Origin of the sequence: Pseudoalteromonas sp. UBA2102, from assembly GCF_002331165.1 — a bacterium.
GTDB lineage: Bacteria > Pseudomonadota > Gammaproteobacteria > Enterobacterales > Alteromonadaceae > Pseudoalteromonas > Pseudoalteromonas atlantica.
The window spans coordinates 28,237-48,535 of the sequence record NZ_DCYU01000033.1; the positions used below are offsets into that span (position 1 = coordinate 28,237).

A 20,299-nucleotide genomic window follows, 5' to 3' on the forward strand; every position below is an offset into this window, starting at 1 on the left:
TTCAAGATTAAATTTTCAGCAGGCTGTTTTATATTTTGATAAGGAAGTGATAAGAGAGTGATAAAGAGGCTGAAGCGGTTTGGTTTTATACTTATTACAGGGGGTGTATGCAATTAAAATAACGCACCAGGTATTGAGCACACAATATGATAAGCATCGCACTGCGATTAAGCCTACTTTAGTTTAATCAAATATTAATAGGTAAAGGGCGGTACACCCCAAGGTAAATAAAAAGGTTGGCCAAACAAAGTTTGACCAACCAGTCGCGTTTATTTAGTTATAAAATAACTAAATCTGTCGTGTACAGTACTTGTGTTGGTAGGCCGTTTGGCGAGCCACCTAAAGGCTCTAAGCTAACAGCGAGTAGGGCAATGTCTTGTGCCTTAAAGCGCGTGCCTTTGAGTAACTGTTTTTCACCGTTTTGAGGCAGTAGACCCAACGAAATTGGCGTGTCTTGCCCTTTTAAAATCATCCACAGCTCGTAGTCTTTATCGGTTTGCGCAACGAGTTTATCACTGGCTTTAACCGATAATGTTTGCTCATCTACGTTAATAAACCACAGTGATTGTTTATCTTGGTTTTGTACTAAAGCAATTTGTTGGCTGTATTGGGGCTGAGTTGTGGGCTGAATAACCAAAAATGCTAAGATAATACAGGCAGCTGTGGCTATAAATGACCAATTGCGCCATAGCGATGTGGCTGGTTTGATCACCGTTTTAACGGGTTGGTTGGTGTGTTCTAATGTATTTAAAATATTCTGCCACACTTGCGCGCTGGGTGTTTGAGGCGTAATTGCACTGGCTAAATCATTTAAATTTTGCTCCCACATTATAGTGGCTTCTCGGGCTTGCGGTAAGCTGAGCATTAAGCGTTGAAAACGTTTTCGTGCCAGGCCTTTTAAAGTACCTAATACATACTGCCCTGCTAAAGCATCAAGTAATTCTGGTTTATTATAATTCATAATGTTAAACACCTCTGCAACTGCTGCAAACCACGCCTGATCCAGCTTTTAACTGTGCCTAAGGGCGTTTCTATGTGATTGACTAACTCACCATGGCTTAGCCCTTTGTAATAGGCTAAATGAATGGCTTGTTTTTGTTGGGGGTCAAGTTGCTCAATACAATTAACAAGTTTGGTTTGTTCGTCGTAACTAACATCGACAGCTTGTTCATCGTATTCATCGTCACCCATTGCCTGCTCTTTTCTTACCTTGTGATAACGCAATGCATCTAAGCTGCGGTATCTCACAATGCTTATCATCCAGCTAATAACTGTGCCTTTAGATGAGTTGTACTCTGACGCGTTATGCCAAATTTTTATAAATGCCTCTTGCAGTACTTCTTCTGCGTGCGCGCGGTTTGACAGCATATTTAAACTAATCGCAAAAAGCTTTGCGCTTGTTTGCTGATACAAATCAGCAAACGCGGCTTTGTTACCCTGTGCTGTTTTACACAAAAGAGGAAGTAAATTGTCGTTTTCCATAAGGTTCCTGTTGTTTTTATTATTACCGAGGTGTGTTGGGCTTCGTGAATTAAAAATTGTTTTATTTAAGCGCAACTTAATCGCTTTGAAATAGAGATTAAACAGGCTGTTATAAATTTAACCAATAAAGATAAACACACTCTCAATAAACGTGTGAAAAGAGTGATTGGATGCAAAAACTTTTAAGCTGACATTTATATTAGCTGCTGTACACATTGAAACAAGTTTTAAATATAAACAGTTACCTTTGAGTAGTGAGAAAAAATGACCGATTACTGTGTAAAAAGCGCCTAATATGCGAATACAGCTAAAGCTAGCTACTTTTATTTATTTTATATCAGTTACTTAGTGTTGTTTTTGTTCCTAAAAAACAACTTTTGTTGGCGTGTAAATTGCTACTACACTTATACACAGCTGTAAAAAAATGTGCCAAAACAGTAAAAATAAAGGAGAAAATATGTGGGCTGCAACGAGTTATTTAATTTTAGCGTTAATTTTTATATTTATAGGGTGGGAGGTTAACTCGGTATATTTTGCAGTGGTATTTTACTGGAGTGCATTGTCGTTAATTCTTGTCAGTGGTGCTTACATTTTTAATTTGGCGAAAATTTTTAGAAAGCGTGAAAATGGTGTCATCCCATTTTATATTCGCTGGGCATTTGTGCCTTTTTTACTGGGTGCTCAAATTTACAATGCGTATTCTCGCAAGCACGATAAAGTCCCTCCCATTCAAAAAATTAACGACCATTTATTTTTAGCATGCCGATTGTTCCCCTCTGATATAGATACGTTAAAAGAAAACGGCATAACGGCAATATTAGATGTAACGTGTGAGTTTGATGGCTTAGAATGGAGCTCTACACAAGAAAATATTAGCTATTTAAATATTCCGGTGCTTGATCATAGTGTGCCTACCCATTCGCAATTAAACCAAGCCATTAACTGGATACATCATCATATTAAAGAAGACCGCCGCGTGGTAGTTCACTGTGCACTGGGCAGAGGGCGTTCGGTATTTGTTATGGCAGCGTATTTACTGAGCCAAGATAAAAACGCCGATGTTCACCAAGTGCTCGCGCAAATAAAAGAAACCCGCGAAACCGCAAATCTTAATAAGCATCAGCTTCGTCATTTAGCAAAGCGACATAAAAAGGGCGAGCTAGTTATTAAAAACAAAGCCGTTATTATTGCAAACCCTGTGTCGGGTACCAAAATGTGGCAAGACAAAGAGCATTTAATAGTGGCTAGGTTGTCGGCGTATTATGATTTAGAAGTATTAACCACCACCAAAGAAATAGACGGTATTGAGCTTGCTAAACAAGCCATTAAAGATAAGCCAGATATAATAATTGCCTGTGGCGGTGATGGAACCGTGACAGAGGTAGCAAGTGTATTGGTAAACACTCAGTGCAAGCTGGGTATTATTCCAATGGGCACAGCCAATGCCTTAGCGCATGTGCTTATGGGGATTAGCTCTAAAATCATTCCTGTTGAGCAGGCCTGCGATCTTATTATTGATGGGCAAACCCAAACAATTGATACGGCCTATTGTAATGACGAGTTAATGCTGTTGTTAGCTGGGATTGGTTATGAGCAATCAATGGTAGAAAAAGCAGATAGAGACTCAAAAAACGAATCGGGTCAGCTTGCCTATTTAAGTGGTTTTTTTCAGGCATTTAGTGAGCAAAAAGCGCAAACCCTTTATGTCACCCTTGATGATAATCAAACGCAGGAGGTAAATACAAATAGCTTTATTGTGGCTAATGCTGCGCCATTTACTACGTTATTAGCTCAAGGAGGTGGTCAGCCCGATCACGAAGATGGCCTATTAGACATTAATTGGCTGCTACCTAGTGATGAAAACACCACTCGCGTGTTAAGCATTGCTGAACTTATGTTTAGTAGTATTACACAAACGCATTTAGCAATTAGCTCGCATCATACCAACGCTAAAAAAGTAACGATAACCGCAGACGAAGAAATTAAGTATGTACTGGATGGTGAAATAAAAACAGCGGATACGCTTACTATTACAGTTGACCCCGCCTCGTTAAAAGTAATTAGTAAGGAGCTATAAAATACAAAATGCACGTATTTAACGTGCATTTTTGTGTTACTTTTTAATGCTTGGCCAAACAAAACCACTGCTATCGCTTTGGCTGGCAGGCTTAGGGCGCTGAGCGCTTTTGGGTTTACGCAGCGGTTTGTTACTTAACGTATGTAAGTAGAGAGCTTCAACTTTATCGCGAGCCCAAGGGGTTTTACGTAAAAATTTTAAGCTTGATTTAATACTCGGTGAGTCGGTAAAACATTTAATGTTTACTTGCTCGCCCATGGCTTTAAACCCTAAGCGCTGCTCAAGCTCTACTAAAATTTGTTCTAACGTTACCCCATGAAGAGGATTTTTTGGTTGATTATCCATAGCCATACTACTTATTTAAACTGTGCGCATTGTAGCGTAAATCCTCTTTTAGCGCTAATTGACCGTAATGGTTTTAGGCTTTGTGGGATAAACAATATTGCCTTTTTTATCTAATTTTAGCCAAATTAGCTCACTGTTATTATGCTGTGGGTTATTAGCTGCGCACACTAAGGTAAAAGAATGTACTTGCACCAGCGCGCCTTCACTATAACGTTTGTTGTCGTACCAACAAATATCACCCTTATTAATAATCTCATTAGCGTCAATAATAGAATGCGTTTTGACTGTTTTTGCATAACTGCTAGGGGCTAAAGTGAACGCAATTAAAAAAATAAATAAAACCATAATATGGCGCATGAGCGACCTCGAGTTTTGATAGTTTAAAAATAGTACACACGATTAAAAAACATGCTAGGGTAAGTAATAGCGTTAAACAACACTGACTTAAACACACAATTATAAAAAGGTGAACACATGCAATTTAATCAAACAATGATAGATGAATTTACGTTATTAGCTAAATTTCCACGAGAGAGCAAAATGCAAGGGATTAAGTTACATTCGGATGCTGAACCAAATTTATTAAGCGCGGCACAAAGGTTGTTTGATAAAGGCGTGATAGACAGCCCAGATGGCGGCTATTTAACCGAACTGGGCCTTGATTTAATAGAGCACGTGAGTGTTATTCACTGCGCATTAAAAAGTTAAACTGCATCGCGCTGATTTTGCGGCGCGGCGTCACTAAAAGCGGGTAATGCATTACAACGTGCATAAATGGCTGCAATTTTTGGATACGCAGCCATATCTACATTAAAACGCAACGCATTAAATACCTGTGGCACTAAGCATATATCAGCGAGAGTGGGTGTATTGCCTACGCAAAACTCATCGTTTTCACTTAGCATCAATTCAATTTTTTCAAATCCAAGCTCTACCCAATGCCTATACCAGGCGGCTTTAGCTTGCTCGTCTACCTCCAATTCGTTGCTTAAATACTTCAGCACTCGTAAATTATTTACTGGGTGAATATCACATGCCACTGCATAGCTAATATTACGAATTTGCGCTTTTTGCCATGCAGTGCCATAAATTAACGGCGTTTGCGGATAGCTTTCATCTAACCACTCTAAAATAGCCAGTGATTGCGCTAATACGCCTTCGTCCGTTTCAAGAGCAGGAAGTAAACCTTGCACATTTTTATCTAAGTAAGGCTGCGCTAGCTGTTCAGATTTAAGTAAATTAACGAATTGCATATCATGCTCAATGCCTTTTAAATTAAGTGCTATGCGTACACGGTATGCGGCAGATGAGCGAAAGTAGCTGTATAGTTTCATTGTTATTATTCCTCGCCTGTAAAATGTTTTGTGATACTACGCCAGCACTGAGTGTAATTAGTTTGGCGCTCTTTTCCTTCAAGGGCATATTTAGTGGGCGATATTATGTAACGAGACTCGAACATAAAGGCCAACGTGTTCTCGTATTTTTGCGGTGCAAGCTCAGCGTTAGATGCTTTTTCGAATACCTCGGCTTCAGGCCCATGTGGCGACATACAATTATGCAAACTAGCGCCTCCTGGTACAAACCCGTGCTCTTTTGCATCGTAAACCCCTTCTATTAAGCCCATAAACTCACTCATAATATTGCGATGATAGTAAGGAGGTCTAAATGTATTCTCTGCCACCATCCAACGCGGTGGAAAAATTACAAAATCTACATTTGCCATGCCTTCAGTGGCTGAAGGGGAGGTAAGTACAGTAAATATAGAAGGATCTGGGTGGTCAAAACTCACGGTATTAATAACATTAAAACGCGCTAAGTCGTATTTGTACGGTGCGCTGTTACCGGTCCAAGCAACTACATCAAAAGGCGAGTGTGTGATAGGGCAACTAAATAAATGACCGTTAAATTTAGTGACTAATTCAAAGCTACCTTCTTTATCTTCAAATGCAGCAACAGGGTATTTAAAGTCTCTGTCGTTGGCGTAGCCATTTGCACCGACGGGGCCGCGCTCGGCAAGTTCAAATGCATGACCATAGTTTTCACAAATGTAGCCACGTGCGGTTTCATCAATTAAATCAACCGAAAATTTAATCCCGCGAGGAATGACGGCAATTTCCCCCGGCTTTACTGTGAGCTTTCCACATTCAGTGTGTAATAACAGTTCGCCATGCTGAGGCACAAACAATAGCTCACCATCGGCATTACAAAAATAACGCCCTTTCATAGAACTGTTAGCAACATAAACATGAATACCCATACCGGTTTGCCCATTGGCACTGCCATTTGCAGCCATTGTAATTAAGCCATCAATAAAATCAGTGGGCTTTGAAGGAATATCAATAGGGCTCCAGCGCATCATTGTAGGGGGCGTAATTGCTTCAGTTATAGGCGCTGTTCTTATTAGTGCGTTATCTATAGCGGTGTATTCACCTTGTACCACCGATGGACGAAGGCGGTACAGCCACGTGCGACGATTAGCGGCTCGCGGTGCCGTAAAGGCCGTGCTGCTAAATTGCTCGGTGTATAAATTGTACTTCACCTTTTGTGGGGTAAATTGCCCAACAGGCAGTGCACCGGGTAGCGCTTCGGTTTCAAACTCATTGCCAAAACCGCTCATGTAGTTTATTTCGCTGGCCATATTTAGATCCTGTGAGAGTGACATTGTTTTATCTTTCTAGGGCCTGTTTATCTTTCGAGGTTGAATTTGCAGCAGTCTGTTTGGGAATTAGGCAAGGCAGAGCCTATGCAGTGTGGTTGTTCCCCATAAATAGGCGATAACGTAGCATAAAAGTCAAACAGGCGCTGCCCGAAGGGTTCTGCCTAGGGGCCATTTACTCTTTGTTGCTCGGTTTTTACTTAGCCCACTAGGTTACAAACCTCGCGCCGCGATTAAATGGCCCCTAGATTGAACAAATTTCAATCCTGAAAGGTCAACAGGCCCTAATTAGTTTAAAGTACTCTCAAGTGAGAGTAATTTCAAATGGGCGCATGTTTTAGCCTGTAAATAAAAATGCACAGTTTTCACAGTGTGTAAATGCGATGAGAAAGTAATAATGGAAATAGATCTAGAGCAGTTTTTGCCCTATCAGTTAAACCAAATGGCAAATCTTATAAGCGATGATTTTGCGCGTGTTTATCAGCAAAAATACAACTTAACCATCCCTCAATGGCGGGTGTTGGCAAACTTAGCACAATATGGCAAAAGCAATGCAAAAGATTTATGTACACAGGCCAATATGGATAAGTCAACGGTTTCGCGAGCTATAAAATCATTGCTGCAAAGAGGGTATGTAGAAGCACAACTAAATCAGCAAGATAAGCGAGTAACGCAGGTTATGTTAAATGAGCCGGGCAATGCAATTTACAAGCTCATAGCACGTGATGCACAAAACTGGGAAGCACAATTAGCTGAAAAATTTAGTAAGCAGCAACAAGTCCAATTGCTAAATTTACTAAAAGAGCTTAAAGAGGCCTTATAAAACCAATCCGCAATAATACTTAATCATTTTGAGGGGCTAAATGTGTCGCTATCTGCGTTATAAAATTTTCATTTAGAAAACTAAATAGAAATTTTTTGCCTAGCTCTCAACACATATATCCATCATTAAAATAGATAATTTAATTAAGCTGGTTGGTAAAAAAAAGCCCATCAAAAGATGGGCTTTAATTAGTCGTTTTTTACGCTAATGCGATTAGAAAGTGTAACGAACACCTACACGCATTTGCCATAATGACGCATCAGATTGTACTGATGTATTTGCGTTGTTTTCATTAAAGCCTGAGTATACGTAACGGCCTTGCTCATCAATTGATGTTGAAATCATGCTAGCGCCAACGAAAGGACCTTTTTTAAGTACGCCCCAATCATCGTTTAACAGGTTAGTTAAGTTATCAATTACGAAGAATGCTTCACCTTTATGGCCATCCATAAAGCCTGGTAATTCTTGAGTAACTTTAAAGTTAAATTTAACAAACCAATCTGAGTTTTCAGCATTACGGCCAGTGATTTCACCACGCTCTAAACCGTTAGATGCGATAAAGTCGTTAAACGCGTTAATTTCATCAGCGCTCATGTCGTAAACAACGTTAGGATCGTTTTCAAGTGGTACGTAAAGTAACTGACGGTCACCATTCCAGTTAGCATCGCCCCATGCGTCATCACTTCCGTCAAATGTGTAGCTGTATGGTAAGCCTTTGTATGCTTCACCGTATAGGTTAAAGCGAGTAGCAAAACCATCTACAAATTCATGAGAGTAGCCAAGCGTCATAGTAAAACGATGTGGGATTTCGTAATCTGATGATGCAACACCAGGGTTACCAGGATCCGTTAGAGCAATGTTACCGTAGTTTGAGCCAGCAACAGAGCTTGTCATTGGGTTAACATCGTCTGAATCTGTGTATGCGTAACCAAAGTTAACGCTTACGCCATTGTCAAACATTTTGCTTACAGCTAATGAAATAACCGATGAATCACCGCTATCACCACTTACATTTGTAAGAAGGTATTCACCATCACGGCCTTCGATTGACTCGTAAATAGGACGACCATCAAATGTAGTTTCGCCCGAATCCTGAAGTGCGATGTCGCGCATTAAGGCAGCATCTTTCTTCTTAGAGTATAAGTAATCAAGTGAAATAACATACTCGTTTTCAGTTGTGTATGTTGCACCGATTGAGTATTTCCACTCTGAAGGAATTTCAAAGTCTGGGTCAACTGCATTTACTGTAGCATCACCTGAGCCAATTACAGTGTTAGCAACTTCATCAAACATCTCTTGTGGTACTTCAAAACCAGGCGCGCCACCATTTACGTTTGGCGTGTTGAATAAATCAACCGAGCTGCGGAATGTACCGATGTTTGTAATACCATCGTTAGAGTAAGAGTTAGATAACCAAACATTTGGGTTACCACCAGAGAATAAGCCAACACCAGCACGAACTTCTAACTCGTCTGTTGCATACCACTGGAAGCCAACACGTGGTTGAAGTAAATCAATACCATCAAACGTGCTTTGGTTACTAAAACCATAGCGGTCAGTATAGTTTTGGTTAAAGTTTGGTACGTCATCACTTGTGTATTTATCGTAGCGTAAACCAAATGTGATGTTTGCATCTAAGTCTGTAAATGCATATTCGTCTTGAACATAAAACGTATGCTGAGCGTATGAGAAACTTGCAGCCGCATCGTTAGGATCATTAGTACCGGCAGCATTGTTGTAGTAAACAGCGTTTGCGATACCTTGCTCAAATAAATCAATACCCGTTACGTCTGAATCTCTTTCGTTATAAAAACGGTACTCGCCTTCAGTTTGTTGTACGAATAAGTTAAATACGTCTAACTCTTCAAACTCATAGCCAGCTGTAATGGTATGTTGGTCAAGGTAGTAAGTACCCGCTACTTTAAATGTAGTGGTATCGTAATCTAAATCATTTGATTGACGAGAATCATCTGGACCAATGTAAACTGTACCACCGTTACCTGTGCTTATTTGCATTTCACCAAAGCTGCTTGCAGCATCAAGCGATTGTACCGTTGCGTCTAATTCTGATTTACCAATACGAACTTCAGTTGAAAAATCATCTGACCAATCTGAATACACAGACGCGATAATTGAAGTAAATTCTGCACTTTGGTCGTAAAAGTGGTTTGATAGTGAAACACGGCTAGAACCAGTGTCTGACTGTGAAACCGTATTACCGTCGTTGTAGTTGTAGATTAAGTTTGCACGGTGATCTTCGTTGATGTTCCAATCTAATTTAACTAAGATTTTTTCATCTTCAACAGGCATACTTGAAGGCATACCGCCTACGTCATAGCCATATACAGTTTGAGCAATGTTTGTAATACGAGCAATATCATCTGCAGTTACACTGCCGCTGCTTAAACCGTCGTAGTTAAACTGTTGCACACCTTCAAGCTTTTCGTATGAAGTGAATAAAAACAGTTTATCTTCGATTAACGGTAAGCCAACGTTAAAGCCGTAACGTTTTTCGGTGTAGTTACCGTTATCAACGTCTTCGCCTTCAATTTTATCGCCTTTTAATGAATCGCTTGTGTAATCATAGAAGATGCCACCGTGAACTTCATTACCACCAGATTTTGTTACCGCATTAATGTTACACGAGGTAAAACCACCGTACTGTACGTCAAATGGTGCTAGCTCAGCTGAAACCTGCTCAATTGAATCAAATGAGAAAGGGGCACGAATAGTAGGGTAACCGTTAGAGCTTAAACCAAAGTTATCGTTCATACGAACGCCATCTAGCGTTAAGCTGTTGTAACGAGGGTTACCACCACCACAGTTGATTGAACCACGGCTATCGTCAATTGTGATACGCGGGTCAATACGAATAATATCTTTTAAATCACGATTAATAGCAGGTGTGTTTTCAAGATCAGTTAAAGTAAATGTAGACGCTGGGCCAGTACCACCAGACATAGAGCTGATAGGTGCACCCGTTACTACAATTTGCTCCATGCTTGATTGTGGCTCAAGTGCAGCATTTACTGGGTAATCGTTACCAATGTTTAGGATAATGTTATTAAATTCTTGATCAGCATAAACATCAGAATCAACGATTACCTTGTAAGGACCACCAACACGAAGGCCTTTAGCAGTAAAGTAACCTGCATCGTTTGCTTCTGTTGTTTTAACTGAGCCAGACGGTACGTGTAAAATTGTTATTTTGGTACCTGGAGCTGGGTTACCGTTTGGACCGGTAATTTGACCCTTAATCGCAGAGGTTGTTTCGTTGGCGAATGCAGCGCCACTTACACTTACACACGCAGCGATAGCAAGTGAGAGTGCTGTTTTTTGAAGTTTAGTCTTCATTTTCATTTCCCGTGAAAGTTATAATTAAATTGTTATTTTAAGTAGTATAAAGTCAGCAGTGTTGTTGAATTTATACTCTTGTAATATGCAAAATTAATTTGCACAATTTATACTTGTATACTTAACTAAATTTGGATTAATTACTTATTGTTATGTTACCGCCGTTATGTGACAGTATTATGAAATGCAAACTTTATAATTCCTTTTACAATTAATTATTTACATTTTGTAATTAATACATTTTTAGCTGTATTATTTTAGCTATACTCCAGAGAGTGTATAAACATAAATTAATTCCCGTGTGTAGGTTTTTTATTTATAGGTTGATTGTTATTTTGTCGTTATTTTTAATTTTTTGTTGTCATCTGACGAATCGAATAAATAGTTCAATACACCCGCAAGCCTAACGCCTGCTTTTTGCAAACGCTGCTTAACAAGCGGATTGTATTTGAAAACATAACTATAGCTCACTTCATCACTGGTTGAGGTATAAATATCTTCGGCCAGTTTGTGAGATTCCATCAGCCAAGTAGTAGGGCTGCTGTTTAAGTATGTTTTAATTAATGCTGCATCGTCGGTATCTATAAACTTAGCGTATTCAGTGTAAGCTAAGTTTTCATTTTCTATTAGTCCAGTGTCCCAAAGGCTGTGCAAATTGGTTTCGTTGTCAAAAAAATCAACTTTAATTAAATTGCCGCCTCTATCTTCACTTCGCCCAGCATGAAATGGTTGATGGCTGTCGCCAACCAAGTGAACTAAAAACTTTAAAGCAAACTGTTTTTCATTAAGGGAAGAGGTAGATGACTGAAGTGTATTAATAGAGAAGTAAATACCTTCTAGAATATTTGTTACATCGTCTTTGCTGTGTGTATGTGCGTGATTTAGAGAAAGTGTTTTATTTTTAGGAAGGTTTATGTAGTGCCAGCGTGAAGATTTTTTACGCCAAAATAGTTCAGGACTAGATCGCATCTCATCTGCCCAAGTAGAAATTTGAGCTAGGGATTGTCCTTCTAATAGTGGCAACAGGTTATACACTGTTTCGTCACTCAAATGTTGCTCAGCAATATGCCCAACAATTCGATGACCATTTTGACCCCACGCATACGCTTTAGAAGTTGTAAAAACAGCACCAATTATTAACGTTGTTGCTACGAGAGTAGCAATTTTAATGCGCATCAATGTTTCCTGCATTTATTTTTATTCACCTATTAGCTGGTGTAAACATTGTGATTGTTTTTGCTAAATATAGAAAGGAGTCAAGAGTATTCATTATTTCTTATTCATAATCGTTTTAAATCAACAGCTTAACTTTAATGGGTAAAATTACCTGTTGTAATAAGTAAATAATATTGTTCAAATAAAGCCTTAGCGTTGTTAGGTACATCTTATTGATGGGGTTTGGAAAGGTCATGTTACATAAACTGTCGTTTGTTACACTTTTGTTTCTGGTTATGGTTGCTGCATGGTCTGTTGGAAAGGTGAGCGTTAAAAGTGATGAAATAAATTTCCCAGAACTAATAAAAACGTCAACACAATGTTATACAACAGCCAGTGAAAACAAAAATCAGCTTATTGTATTTACGCCATCGCAAAGCGTGGCAGAGAAGCTTACAGAGTCTCTATGCCTTGATACCGTGGTAACGAAACAATACGGTTCAGTTAAAGGTTACTGGGGTGACAGTACAACGGAAAGCTTCGATTTTGTAGGCAAAGGGATTGCAGACCTCGTACTTGCAAAAAATAATATAATGGACGCCTTTAATGCAGAGCTAACTTATAACTATCAATCTGTGGTGGGCTTTTCTGATTACACCGCATTTTTTATCTCCTCAAAAGAAAAACCACGCTTAACAAAACAATACTTTTTAGATAAGCGTATAGGCTTATTAGATTACCCTACAAGCCGCTCTGGCCATATACTTCCAAAGAAAATGTTTAAAGATTTAAATATCAACTTAGCCAATTTAGATATTACTTACGCCAGTTCGCACAGCGAGCTTCGTGACTTATTAGCTAATGGGCAGGTCGATATTATTGCGTCTTTTTGGAAAGAAAGTGATGCTGCTCGTTTTTCAAAAAATTATATAACCCCTTTAAGTAATAAAATTTCAGGTTCGCGCTGGTATCTAAAAATGCAGCAAAACAATACAGACCTTTTATGTGCTGTACAGCGTCATATTCTTGATATGTCAAAGGAGCAGACACTGAGTTATTACAAAGAGGCGCAATCGTACTGGGATTGCAGTTCAGAGCAGGTAACAGCTAAAGATGAGATCGTTAAAAATGGATAAGTATAAATATGTTTTTTTTGGCTGCGCTGTTTTTATTATTAACTGTTTAGTGTTTTATGTGTCTGTAATTAATGAGCAGAGTGACGCTATTAAACGCCAGGTTATTGAAACCGAAAAACAAGTTGCACTCGATTTACCGTTAATTGCGCTCTCTAATGAGCTTTTAAAGCACTCGGGTAACCAACATGCAGTGCAAGACTACTTATTAAAGCTCAACGGCTATTTAGACAATAATCTTCGCTTAGTTAAAATTGTGCCAAAATCTGCTAAGCCTTTAACTTTAAAGCCAAACCAGTTTGTAAGAACACTCAAGTCGAGCACTACCCATGTCTCTTTAGTGTTTGAGAAAAACGCACAGTTTTGGTCAGAAAACAGGTTTTTAATTTGTTTGTTATTTTTGGTTTTGAGTATTTTATTTAGCAAATGGCTGAAGTCTATTATAGGTATGCCTGTAGATGCAAAAGGCCCATCACTGAATGCTGGTACCGACTTAGGAAAACCAAAAGAGCTGGCATTGATCATTGATTTAAACACTAAAACACTCAGTAATAGTTATATGCCTGAGGCTACAGTGTGTTTAGCTAACAAACCGTTATGCTTTTATTTAGCATTAATAGAGTTTTGTCGTGATAATAAAGATGTTGTGCTAAATCAAAATAAATACGTGCCAGATGAGCTTATAGAGCTTGCTAATAAGTACTTTTATAGGTTGATTGAGCTTGGGCATACTATACGCAAGCGGCCAAATTTTAATAGCAGCTTAGAAAAAACACTCAGTGAGATTCGTGCAGCCCTAGACGAAGTCTTAAACGAACACCCTGATATGAAAGACATTTATTATCCGCCTAAAGCATATGGCGAGGGCTCTCGCTCACGTTTACACAGTTACGGTTTAATAAATATTGCAAAGGGAAACATAGAAATAAAAGGAAAGTAGTCAGCTACTTTCCTTAAACATTATCTTTTAATAACGTTTTGTTATTTAGGTGCAAACTGCGCAGCTTTAAGAGGACTATTTTGCGATACAAAGGTTTTAAGCGCCTGGGCATCGGTTTCATCTGTGCTCACAAACCCTTTGAGTTTATTAATAGCAGGGTAACCGTCACCACCCGATGCGTTATAGCTATTTAAACTCATACGGTAAGTTTTATTTTCATCAAATGGCTTACCATCAATGAGTACACTGACTAATTTGCCATTTTTACGGGTAAACGCTAATTTGTGATATTGCAAATAGGCACCTGCATCAACAGGGAAGCTGGTCACTGTTTCTAAGTAGTTCCATAAATCACGCCCTTGCCAGTCCATGTAAGTAATGCGATTTTTAAACGGGTGTACTTTTAAAATATCTTTATAGCTAATATCGCCAGCTTCAATAGAGCTTCTTATTCCGCCACCACTAATAAGGCCAAAGTCGGCGCCAACCACATTCATTTGTGCCTGTATAATCACACGCGCTAAATTAGTTTGTTGGTAACGTACCTTGTTTCTATCGCCCTCTAAACGCGCATCAACACTGCCAATTTTACCTGCAATTTGTTTTGCGCCTTTTGCTTGATAACTTGCTAAAAAAGCTTCTAGGGTCGGATCGGGTTTAATGTATTCGTTGGCTAATACTTGTTTACTAGACCCATCGACTTGAATTTCATCAACATATAAATTAACTGGCAGCAATTTATAATCGAGTAAGGTGAGCTTTTCGTTCTCTAGCTTAAACTCTGCCTTACCTACATACTTGCCCCACTCATGTGCTTGCATAATCCACGTGCCGTTTTGCTGATCGGGCTTACACGCAAGACCGGGTTTAAAGTTATCGTCATTTTTATTTTTAGCTGCCATACAAACCGGCTCTTGCGAGTGACCACCAATAATCATATCTAAGGTATTAGCGGGTAAAGAGCGGGCAAGTGTGACATCGCCCGGGGCATTAATCCCAAAGTTTGCATCTACATAATGGCCCATGTGAGTAAGTGCAATAGTGATATCGGGGTTGTATTGCTCATTAATTTTTTTAGCGAGAGCTGCCGTCACATCAACGGGGTCTTTAAATTCTAAATGGCCAATATATTGTGGGTTAGCTATTTTAGCGGTGTCTGTAGTGGTAAGTCCTATAACCGCAATTTTTAAGCCCCCCTTTTCAAAAATTTTATAGCCTTGAAATGCGCTTTCCCCAGTTGCTTTGTCAAAAATATTTGCAGACAGTAAAGGAAAGGTAGCCCATTGCTGCTGCTTAGTTAAAACGCTCAGTGGGTTATCAAATTCATGGTTACCAATGGCCATAGCATCGTAACCGAGTAACGACATTCCCTTAAAATCAGGCTCTGCGTGTTGTAAGTCTGACTCAGGTATACCGGTGTTAATATCACCGCCAGAAAGCAGCAGGACTGCATGGCCTTGTTGTTGAGCTTTGTTACGTAAAGCGTCAATTAACGTTTTACGCGCTGCCATACCATATTCACCTTTTTCGTTATGCCAAAAGCGCCCGTGATTATCGTTAGTATGTAATACAGTAATATACTGTGGAGCAGTGGAGGTGTTTAAAGGTGAGTTTGTACAACCTATAACAGATAAAATAACTGAAAATAAAATAATTATACGCATGAAATACCCATTTATTATGGTGTGCTTAATTTATTAGGCGGTTAGTTTAAACTAATTTAGCGATAAATAACGTACTTATTTTATACTTTTTTATATTCGATTTTTAAAAGTAATATTAAATTATTAAATGCTTTTACACAAAGCGAATACAGCAAGTGTTATTTAAAAGAATATGTAATGAAGTGTAACTAAAAGGGTGTTAATTGTAGTTGTGCCTTCTAAATGCTTTTCCTTGGCGTATAGTGTGAATTGGTATTAACACTTAATTTAAATAACAATAACAAAAAGGACTCATGATGAAAAAGTGCCTGATTGGCTCACTACTTGCGTTTTCGTGCTTTACTAGCCAAGCCACTATTGTTGAAATGCAAACTTCGCACGGGGTGATAGAGCTTAACTTGTTTGATCAACAAGCCCCCAATACGGTTGCTAACTTTTTAAGTTATATTGAAGATGACGCATACAACCAAACCGTAATACATCGCTCAGTCAGCGACTTTGTAATACAAGGCGGTGGCTTTACATTTACCGACGAATTAGTGCCAATAACCACCAAGCCTACTGTTGTTAATGAGCCTGTTTTATCTAATGTGAAGGGTACAATCGCGATGGCTAAATTAGCCAACGATGAAAACAGCGCAACGAGCCAGTGGTTTTTTAATATGGTTGATAATAGCGAAGCGCTTGATACCCAAAATGGCGGTTTTACAGTATTTGGGCAAATTACAGAGCAAAGCCAAGCTACGCTCGATAGTATTGCTGGATTGGTACACTGCGGCGATATCCCATTGGTTGATATAACCAGTGAACAATGCTCAAGTAGCGATGTCGCTCTGAGCAGCGCTAACTTTGTAACTATTAATAGTGTGGTGGTATTAGATGACGACCCGCTTTCATCTGCCAACTTAAACCCAACAGCCAATACATTAATAAGCCAGGACGATTCATCAGCAGAGGCTGGCTCATCAAGCAGTTCGGGTGGGAGTATGGGGGTTGGTTTTTGCTTAATTGCACTGCTTGGTGTGGGTAAACGCTTAAAACGCGCTAAATACTAATTAAGTGTTAAACAGTAAATAAAAAAGCGGCTAATTAAGCCGCTTTTACTAAAATGCTAAAATTCGCCAAATAATCGCGAGCCATAAAGCAAACACACTGGCGCAGCCTAGTAAAAAAACATTAAAGCGCATTCTTACATTATTACTGCCAATATGAATAACCGTATGCACAATACGCGAAATAACAAATAAGCACGCAAGCGCAGTAATTAAGTAGCTAGCGCTGTTAAGTTGCAATGCAACAATACAACCGATATAAAAAAGCACTGGTATTTCAAACTGATTTGTAAAGTTTCTATCTGCTACGCGTACGGTATCGCCTGCGTTATCAAGGCGCATGGTTTTAAAATCGTCCAACTGTAGTTGTTTGTTTTTTGCAGCAGCAAAGCGTCGCTTGCCCATAATTAACATTACAACGAGCGATAACGTTACTTGTGCAAACATGGCGAGTATTATTATTTTTTCCATCCTATTTCCTTCGTTATTATTTTCTGACTTTAAGTATGCAGGTGTTTTTCACAATGTGTTACATAAATTAGTATTATTTTGTGGTAAACCCTTAATTGTTAGTGTTAATTTAGCTCTATTACGTTGTTTTGAGCGCATCCTAAGCGCAATTTTAATGGAAAAACAAAATGAAAAAAATTCTTGGTTTTAGCGTCATCGCTTTAGCAGTTTTAAGTGGCTGTACTAATACATCATCTACATTATCGGTTGCTAGTTCTTCGCAAAGCTCCTTACTCTCAGACACATTAGTTGTAAGCCCAAATGATACGCGCGAATATAAAACCCTTACCCTCGAAAACGAAATAGAAGTCATTTTAGTCTCTGATCCAAGCGCTGAAAAATCAGCAGCATCACTAAGTGTAGGCGTAGGCTTACTACACGACCCTATGATGCAGCAAGGTATGGCACATTACTTAGAGCATATGCTTTTTTTAGGCACAGAGCGCTACCCCGATACAAAAGGCTACTCTGACTTTATGACCAAAAATGGCGGGGTAAATAATGCGTATACTTGGCTCGATATTACAAACTACATGTTTAAAATTAATAACGATGCCTTTGATGAAGCGCTAGACCGTTTTGCTGATTTTTTTAAAGCCCCTAAGCTGTACCCTGAATATACAGATAAAGAAAAAAACGCTGTAAATGCCGAGTGGTCAATGCGCCGCGAAATGGACTTTTTTGGCCAGTTTAAACTTGCCCGTAAAATGATGGGCGATCACCCGGCAAATCGCTTTTTAATTGGTAACCTAGAAACGCTAGGAGACAAAGAAGGCAGCCAATTACACAAAGAAACGGTCGACTTTTACAATAAATACTATTCATCTAACATTATGAAAGTAGCGCTTATTTCAAACTTGCCAATTGAGCAAATGGAGCAAAAAGCAAAAACTTATTTTGCCGATATCAAAAATAAACACATTGAAAAGCCAACCGTTACCGCAGAGCTTGATTTTGATAAAGCCGGTGGCAAAAAAGTATATTACTCACCTAATGAAGACGTAAAACAGCTGCAACTTGAGTTTACTATTAATAACAACAGCCGCGACTTTGCGGTTAAACCTAACCGTTATGTCAGTTATTTATTAAGTAATGAAATGCCAGGTAGCCCGGCACAATTACTACGCGACAAAGGCTGGGTATCGCAATTAACAGCGTCTCCTTCTCCTAGTCAGTACGGCAATTACGGCGCGCTTACTATTTCGCTAGAATTAACCGATGAAGGCATGAAAAACCGCGAAACAATTGTCGCAACTATTATGCAATACATTGAACTGATTAAAAAAGAAGGTGTAGATGCTAAGTACTTTAATGAAATTCGTACATCACTTAGCAATCAATTTAAGTTTTTAGAAAAAGGCGATGAGTTTAGCTATGTCAGTGCGCTTACTGGCAGCATGCAAGATTACCCATTAAATCATGCCATTGATGCGCCTTACTATTATGCCAAATTTGACGCAGAGGCGATAAACGAGGTACTTAAGCAGTTAAATGCCGATACGTTGCGCGTTTGGTATATTTCGCAACAAGAAGAAACCGACTCGCAACTGCATTTTTATGATGGTAAATACCGCATAGAAGATATTAGCGATGCCGAAATTGCCAGTTGGAAAACATCAAGCGAGTTTAAGCTTGCTTTACCAAGTGTAAATAACTTACTACCTGAAAGCTTCGCGATTAAAACAGCTGAGTTTAAAGAGCAAAAACACCCTGAACTGGCTTACGATAAAAACGGCGTAAAAGTATGGCGCCAAGCAAGCCAAAAATTTGCTGCCCAGCCAAAGGGGTTGGTTGAGGTATATATTAATACCCAACCAGGCTTAAATGATATTAATGCTGAAGTACTTTACTCAGTATGGGCCGACTTATATAACATTCAACAAAGCCAACTAAGCACCGAAGCCGCCATTGCCGGCATGAGTGTAAACCTTGCGCCAAGTAATGGTTTAGTTTTATCAATGAGTGGCTTTACCGATAAGCAAGATATACTTTTAAAACAAGCGCTAAGCGGGTTAAAAGCCGACGTAACGGCACAAGCATTTACCCAAGCCATTGATCGCTACAAACGTGGCTTGTTAAATCAGCAAAAGCAATTTCCGTATGCACAAGCATTTGGCGCCTACTCAAAACTTATCCGCACAGGCAGCTTTGATACAGAGGCACTGATAAAAGTGGCAGAATCGCTAAGCGTTGCCGATTTAAACAAGCTAAAAACAGCCACATTTGCCACCAACGATTTACGTGTATTTAGCTACGGTAATTACAACCAACAAGATATAGAATCGATAGCTAATGAGTTAAGTGCCACTTTACCAAGCAATCATACATCGAGTGAGTTTGCGCGCAGTAAAGCATGGTTACCGCAGCCAGGCGAAACGCGAGTATTGCAAAAAGATATTGATGTTGCTGATGTGGCAGTTGTTGATATGACCGTTCACCCAGTGCCAGGGTATAAACAAAAAGCGCAAGCCGCGGTGTTACAAAGCCACTTTAGAACCATTGCATTTGATAAAATGCGCACCGAAGAGCAACTTGCATACGCCGTAGGCGCGCTGGCTCGCCCAATAGAGGATTACTCGGCAATTGGCTTGTTTATTCAAACACCTGTTAAAGGGCCAAAAGAAATACAGGCACGTTTTGATCAATTCAAAAAAGAGTACGCGGTAGAGCTTGATAATATGAGCTTAGATACTTTTGCTCAACTTAAAAATGCCACGCTTGTATCACTAAAAGAGCAGCCTAAAAACCTAAGCGATGAAATGGGGCCACTTATTACTGATTGGTATCGCGAAAACTTTAACTTTGACTCTAAGCAAAAGCTAATTGATGAAGTTGAAAAAGTAACGCTTGAGGATATTAAGCAGTACTACAAACAAACTATGTTAAACCCACAAGCCGCACGTTTAAATGTGCAGTTACGTGGTACTAAATTTGTAGAAAGCGACTTTGCTGATTTACCAAATCAAACCAAAATTCAATCGCTTGAAACCTATTACAATGGTATTAAATTACAAAAATAAGCTATATATATTTATACAGCTAAAAGAATGCCAATCCGCTTAATTAAGTATTATTGTGGATTGGTAAAACACCCCAATGTAGTACTAC

17 protein-coding genes are annotated in these 20,299 nt (G+C 39.2%); 7 read left to right on the forward strand and 10 right to left on the reverse strand.

What is annotated here, in order from left to right:
* Positions 1 to 277: 277 nt before the first annotated feature.
* Both B2R65_RS03900 and B2R65_RS03905 read right to left on the reverse strand, forming a co-directional pair.
* Entirely contained in the window at positions 278 to 961 is a 684-nt protein-coding gene (locus B2R65_RS03900; RefSeq protein WP_273607994.1) for an anti-sigma factor, read from the reverse strand.
* On the reverse strand, positions 958 to 1,482 hold the full coding sequence (locus B2R65_RS03905; protein ID WP_024031922.1) for a sigma-70 family RNA polymerase sigma factor: 525 nt from the start codon (positions 1,480 to 1,482) through the stop codon (positions 958 to 960). The genes B2R65_RS03900 and B2R65_RS03905 overlap by 4 nt, the downstream gene beginning before the upstream one ends.
* Positions 1,483 to 1,939: 457 nt before the next feature.
* On the opposite strand from B2R65_RS03905, the gene B2R65_RS03910 reads away from it, so the two are divergent.
* Positions 1,940 to 3,559 (forward strand): diacylglycerol kinase family protein, encoded by a 1,620-nt coding sequence (locus tag B2R65_RS03910; RefSeq protein ID WP_121638437.1) that lies wholly within the window; start codon positions 1,940 to 1,942, stop codon positions 3,557 to 3,559.
* 36 nt (positions 3,560 to 3,595) lie between these two features.
* On the opposite strand, the gene B2R65_RS03915 is transcribed toward B2R65_RS03910, so the two are convergent.
* The gene (locus B2R65_RS03915; protein ID WP_004588743.1) at positions 3,596 to 3,904 is read right to left on the reverse strand and encodes a VF530 family protein; all 309 of its coding nucleotides are present in this window, start codon (positions 3,902 to 3,904) and stop codon (positions 3,596 to 3,598) included.
* 54 nt (positions 3,905 to 3,958) lie between these two features.
* Positions 3,959 to 4,261 (reverse strand): DUF1496 domain-containing protein, encoded by a 303-nt coding sequence (locus tag B2R65_RS03920; protein ID WP_273607993.1) that lies wholly within the window; start codon positions 4,259 to 4,261, stop codon positions 3,959 to 3,961.
* Positions 4,262 to 4,378: 117 nt separating this feature from the next.
* Here B2R65_RS03920 and B2R65_RS03925 point away from each other — a divergent pair, with 117 nt between their 5' ends.
* Positions 4,379 to 4,612: a TIGR02647 family protein gene (locus B2R65_RS03925; protein WP_004588741.1), complete on the forward strand. Its 234-nt coding sequence runs from the start codon at positions 4,379 to 4,381 to the stop codon at positions 4,610 to 4,612.
* Here the strand turns inward: B2R65_RS03925 and maiA are convergent.
* Positions 4,609 to 5,238 carry a maleylacetoacetate isomerase gene (gene maiA / locus B2R65_RS03930; RefSeq protein WP_248461938.1) on the reverse strand — a complete coding sequence of 210 codons (630 nt, stop codon included), beginning with the start codon at positions 5,236 to 5,238 and terminating at the stop codon, positions 4,609 to 4,611. The genes B2R65_RS03925 and maiA overlap by 4 nt on opposite strands.
* Before the next feature lie 5 nt (positions 5,239 to 5,243).
* A complete protein-coding gene (hmgA, locus tag B2R65_RS03935) occupies positions 5,244 to 6,542 on the reverse strand; it encodes a homogentisate 1,2-dioxygenase (protein WP_273608002.1) in 1,299 nt (432 codons plus the stop codon).
* A 415-nt stretch (positions 6,543 to 6,957) separates the two neighbouring features.
* On the opposite strand from hmgA, the gene B2R65_RS03940 reads away from it, so the two are divergent.
* Entirely contained in the window at positions 6,958 to 7,383 is a 426-nt protein-coding gene (locus B2R65_RS03940; RefSeq protein ID WP_029772092.1) for a MarR family winged helix-turn-helix transcriptional regulator, read from the forward strand.
* A gap of 213 nt (positions 7,384 to 7,596) precedes the next feature.
* Here the strand turns inward: B2R65_RS03940 and B2R65_RS03945 are convergent, their stop codons facing one another.
* The gene (locus B2R65_RS03945; protein WP_029772091.1) at positions 7,597 to 10,737 is read right to left on the reverse strand and encodes a TonB-dependent receptor; all 3,141 of its coding nucleotides are present in this window, start codon (positions 10,735 to 10,737) and stop codon (positions 7,597 to 7,599) included.
* Positions 10,738 to 11,067: 330 nt separating this feature from the next.
* Positions 11,068 to 11,913, reverse strand: a complete 846-nt coding sequence (locus tag B2R65_RS03950; protein ID WP_029772090.1) for a S1/P1 nuclease — start codon at positions 11,911 to 11,913, stop codon at positions 11,068 to 11,070.
* A 233-nt stretch (positions 11,914 to 12,146) separates the two neighbouring features.
* Here B2R65_RS03950 and B2R65_RS03955 point away from each other — a divergent pair, with 233 nt between their 5' ends.
* Both B2R65_RS03955 and B2R65_RS03960 read left to right on the forward strand, forming a co-directional pair.
* Positions 12,147 to 13,028, forward strand: coding sequence for a type 2 periplasmic-binding domain-containing protein (locus B2R65_RS03955; RefSeq protein ID WP_273607992.1), 882 nt, complete (start codon positions 12,147 to 12,149; stop codon positions 13,026 to 13,028).
* Complete coding sequence (locus B2R65_RS03960) at positions 13,021 to 13,965, forward strand: hypothetical protein (protein ID WP_186807286.1); 945 nt, start codon at positions 13,021 to 13,023, stop codon at positions 13,963 to 13,965. Before B2R65_RS03955 ends, B2R65_RS03960 begins: the two co-directional genes overlap by 8 nt.
* Before the next feature lie 41 nt (positions 13,966 to 14,006).
* Here B2R65_RS03960 and ushA read toward each other — a convergent pair whose 3' ends face one another.
* A complete protein-coding gene (gene ushA / locus B2R65_RS03965) occupies positions 14,007 to 15,629 on the reverse strand; it encodes a bifunctional UDP-sugar hydrolase/5'-nucleotidase UshA (protein WP_273607991.1) in 1,623 nt (540 codons plus the stop codon).
* Between the two features lie 296 nt (positions 15,630 to 15,925).
* Here ushA and B2R65_RS03970 point away from each other — a divergent pair, with 296 nt between their 5' ends.
* Positions 15,926 to 16,684: a peptidylprolyl isomerase gene (locus B2R65_RS03970; protein ID WP_273608001.1), complete on the forward strand. Its 759-nt coding sequence runs from the start codon at positions 15,926 to 15,928 to the stop codon at positions 16,682 to 16,684.
* Positions 16,685 to 16,732: 48 nt separating this feature from the next.
* Here the strand turns inward: B2R65_RS03970 and B2R65_RS03975 are convergent, their stop codons facing one another.
* The gene (locus B2R65_RS03975) at positions 16,733 to 17,152 is read right to left on the reverse strand and encodes an MAPEG family protein (RefSeq protein ID WP_273607990.1); all 420 of its coding nucleotides are present in this window, start codon (positions 17,150 to 17,152) and stop codon (positions 16,733 to 16,735) included.
* A 167-nt stretch (positions 17,153 to 17,319) separates the two neighbouring features.
* Here B2R65_RS03975 and B2R65_RS03980 point away from each other — a divergent pair, with 167 nt between their 5' ends.
* Positions 17,320 to 20,211: an insulinase family protein gene (locus B2R65_RS03980; RefSeq protein ID WP_286741263.1), complete on the forward strand. Its 2,892-nt coding sequence runs from the start codon at positions 17,320 to 17,322 to the stop codon at positions 20,209 to 20,211.
* The last annotated feature ends 88 nt before the right edge of the window (positions 20,212 to 20,299 follow it).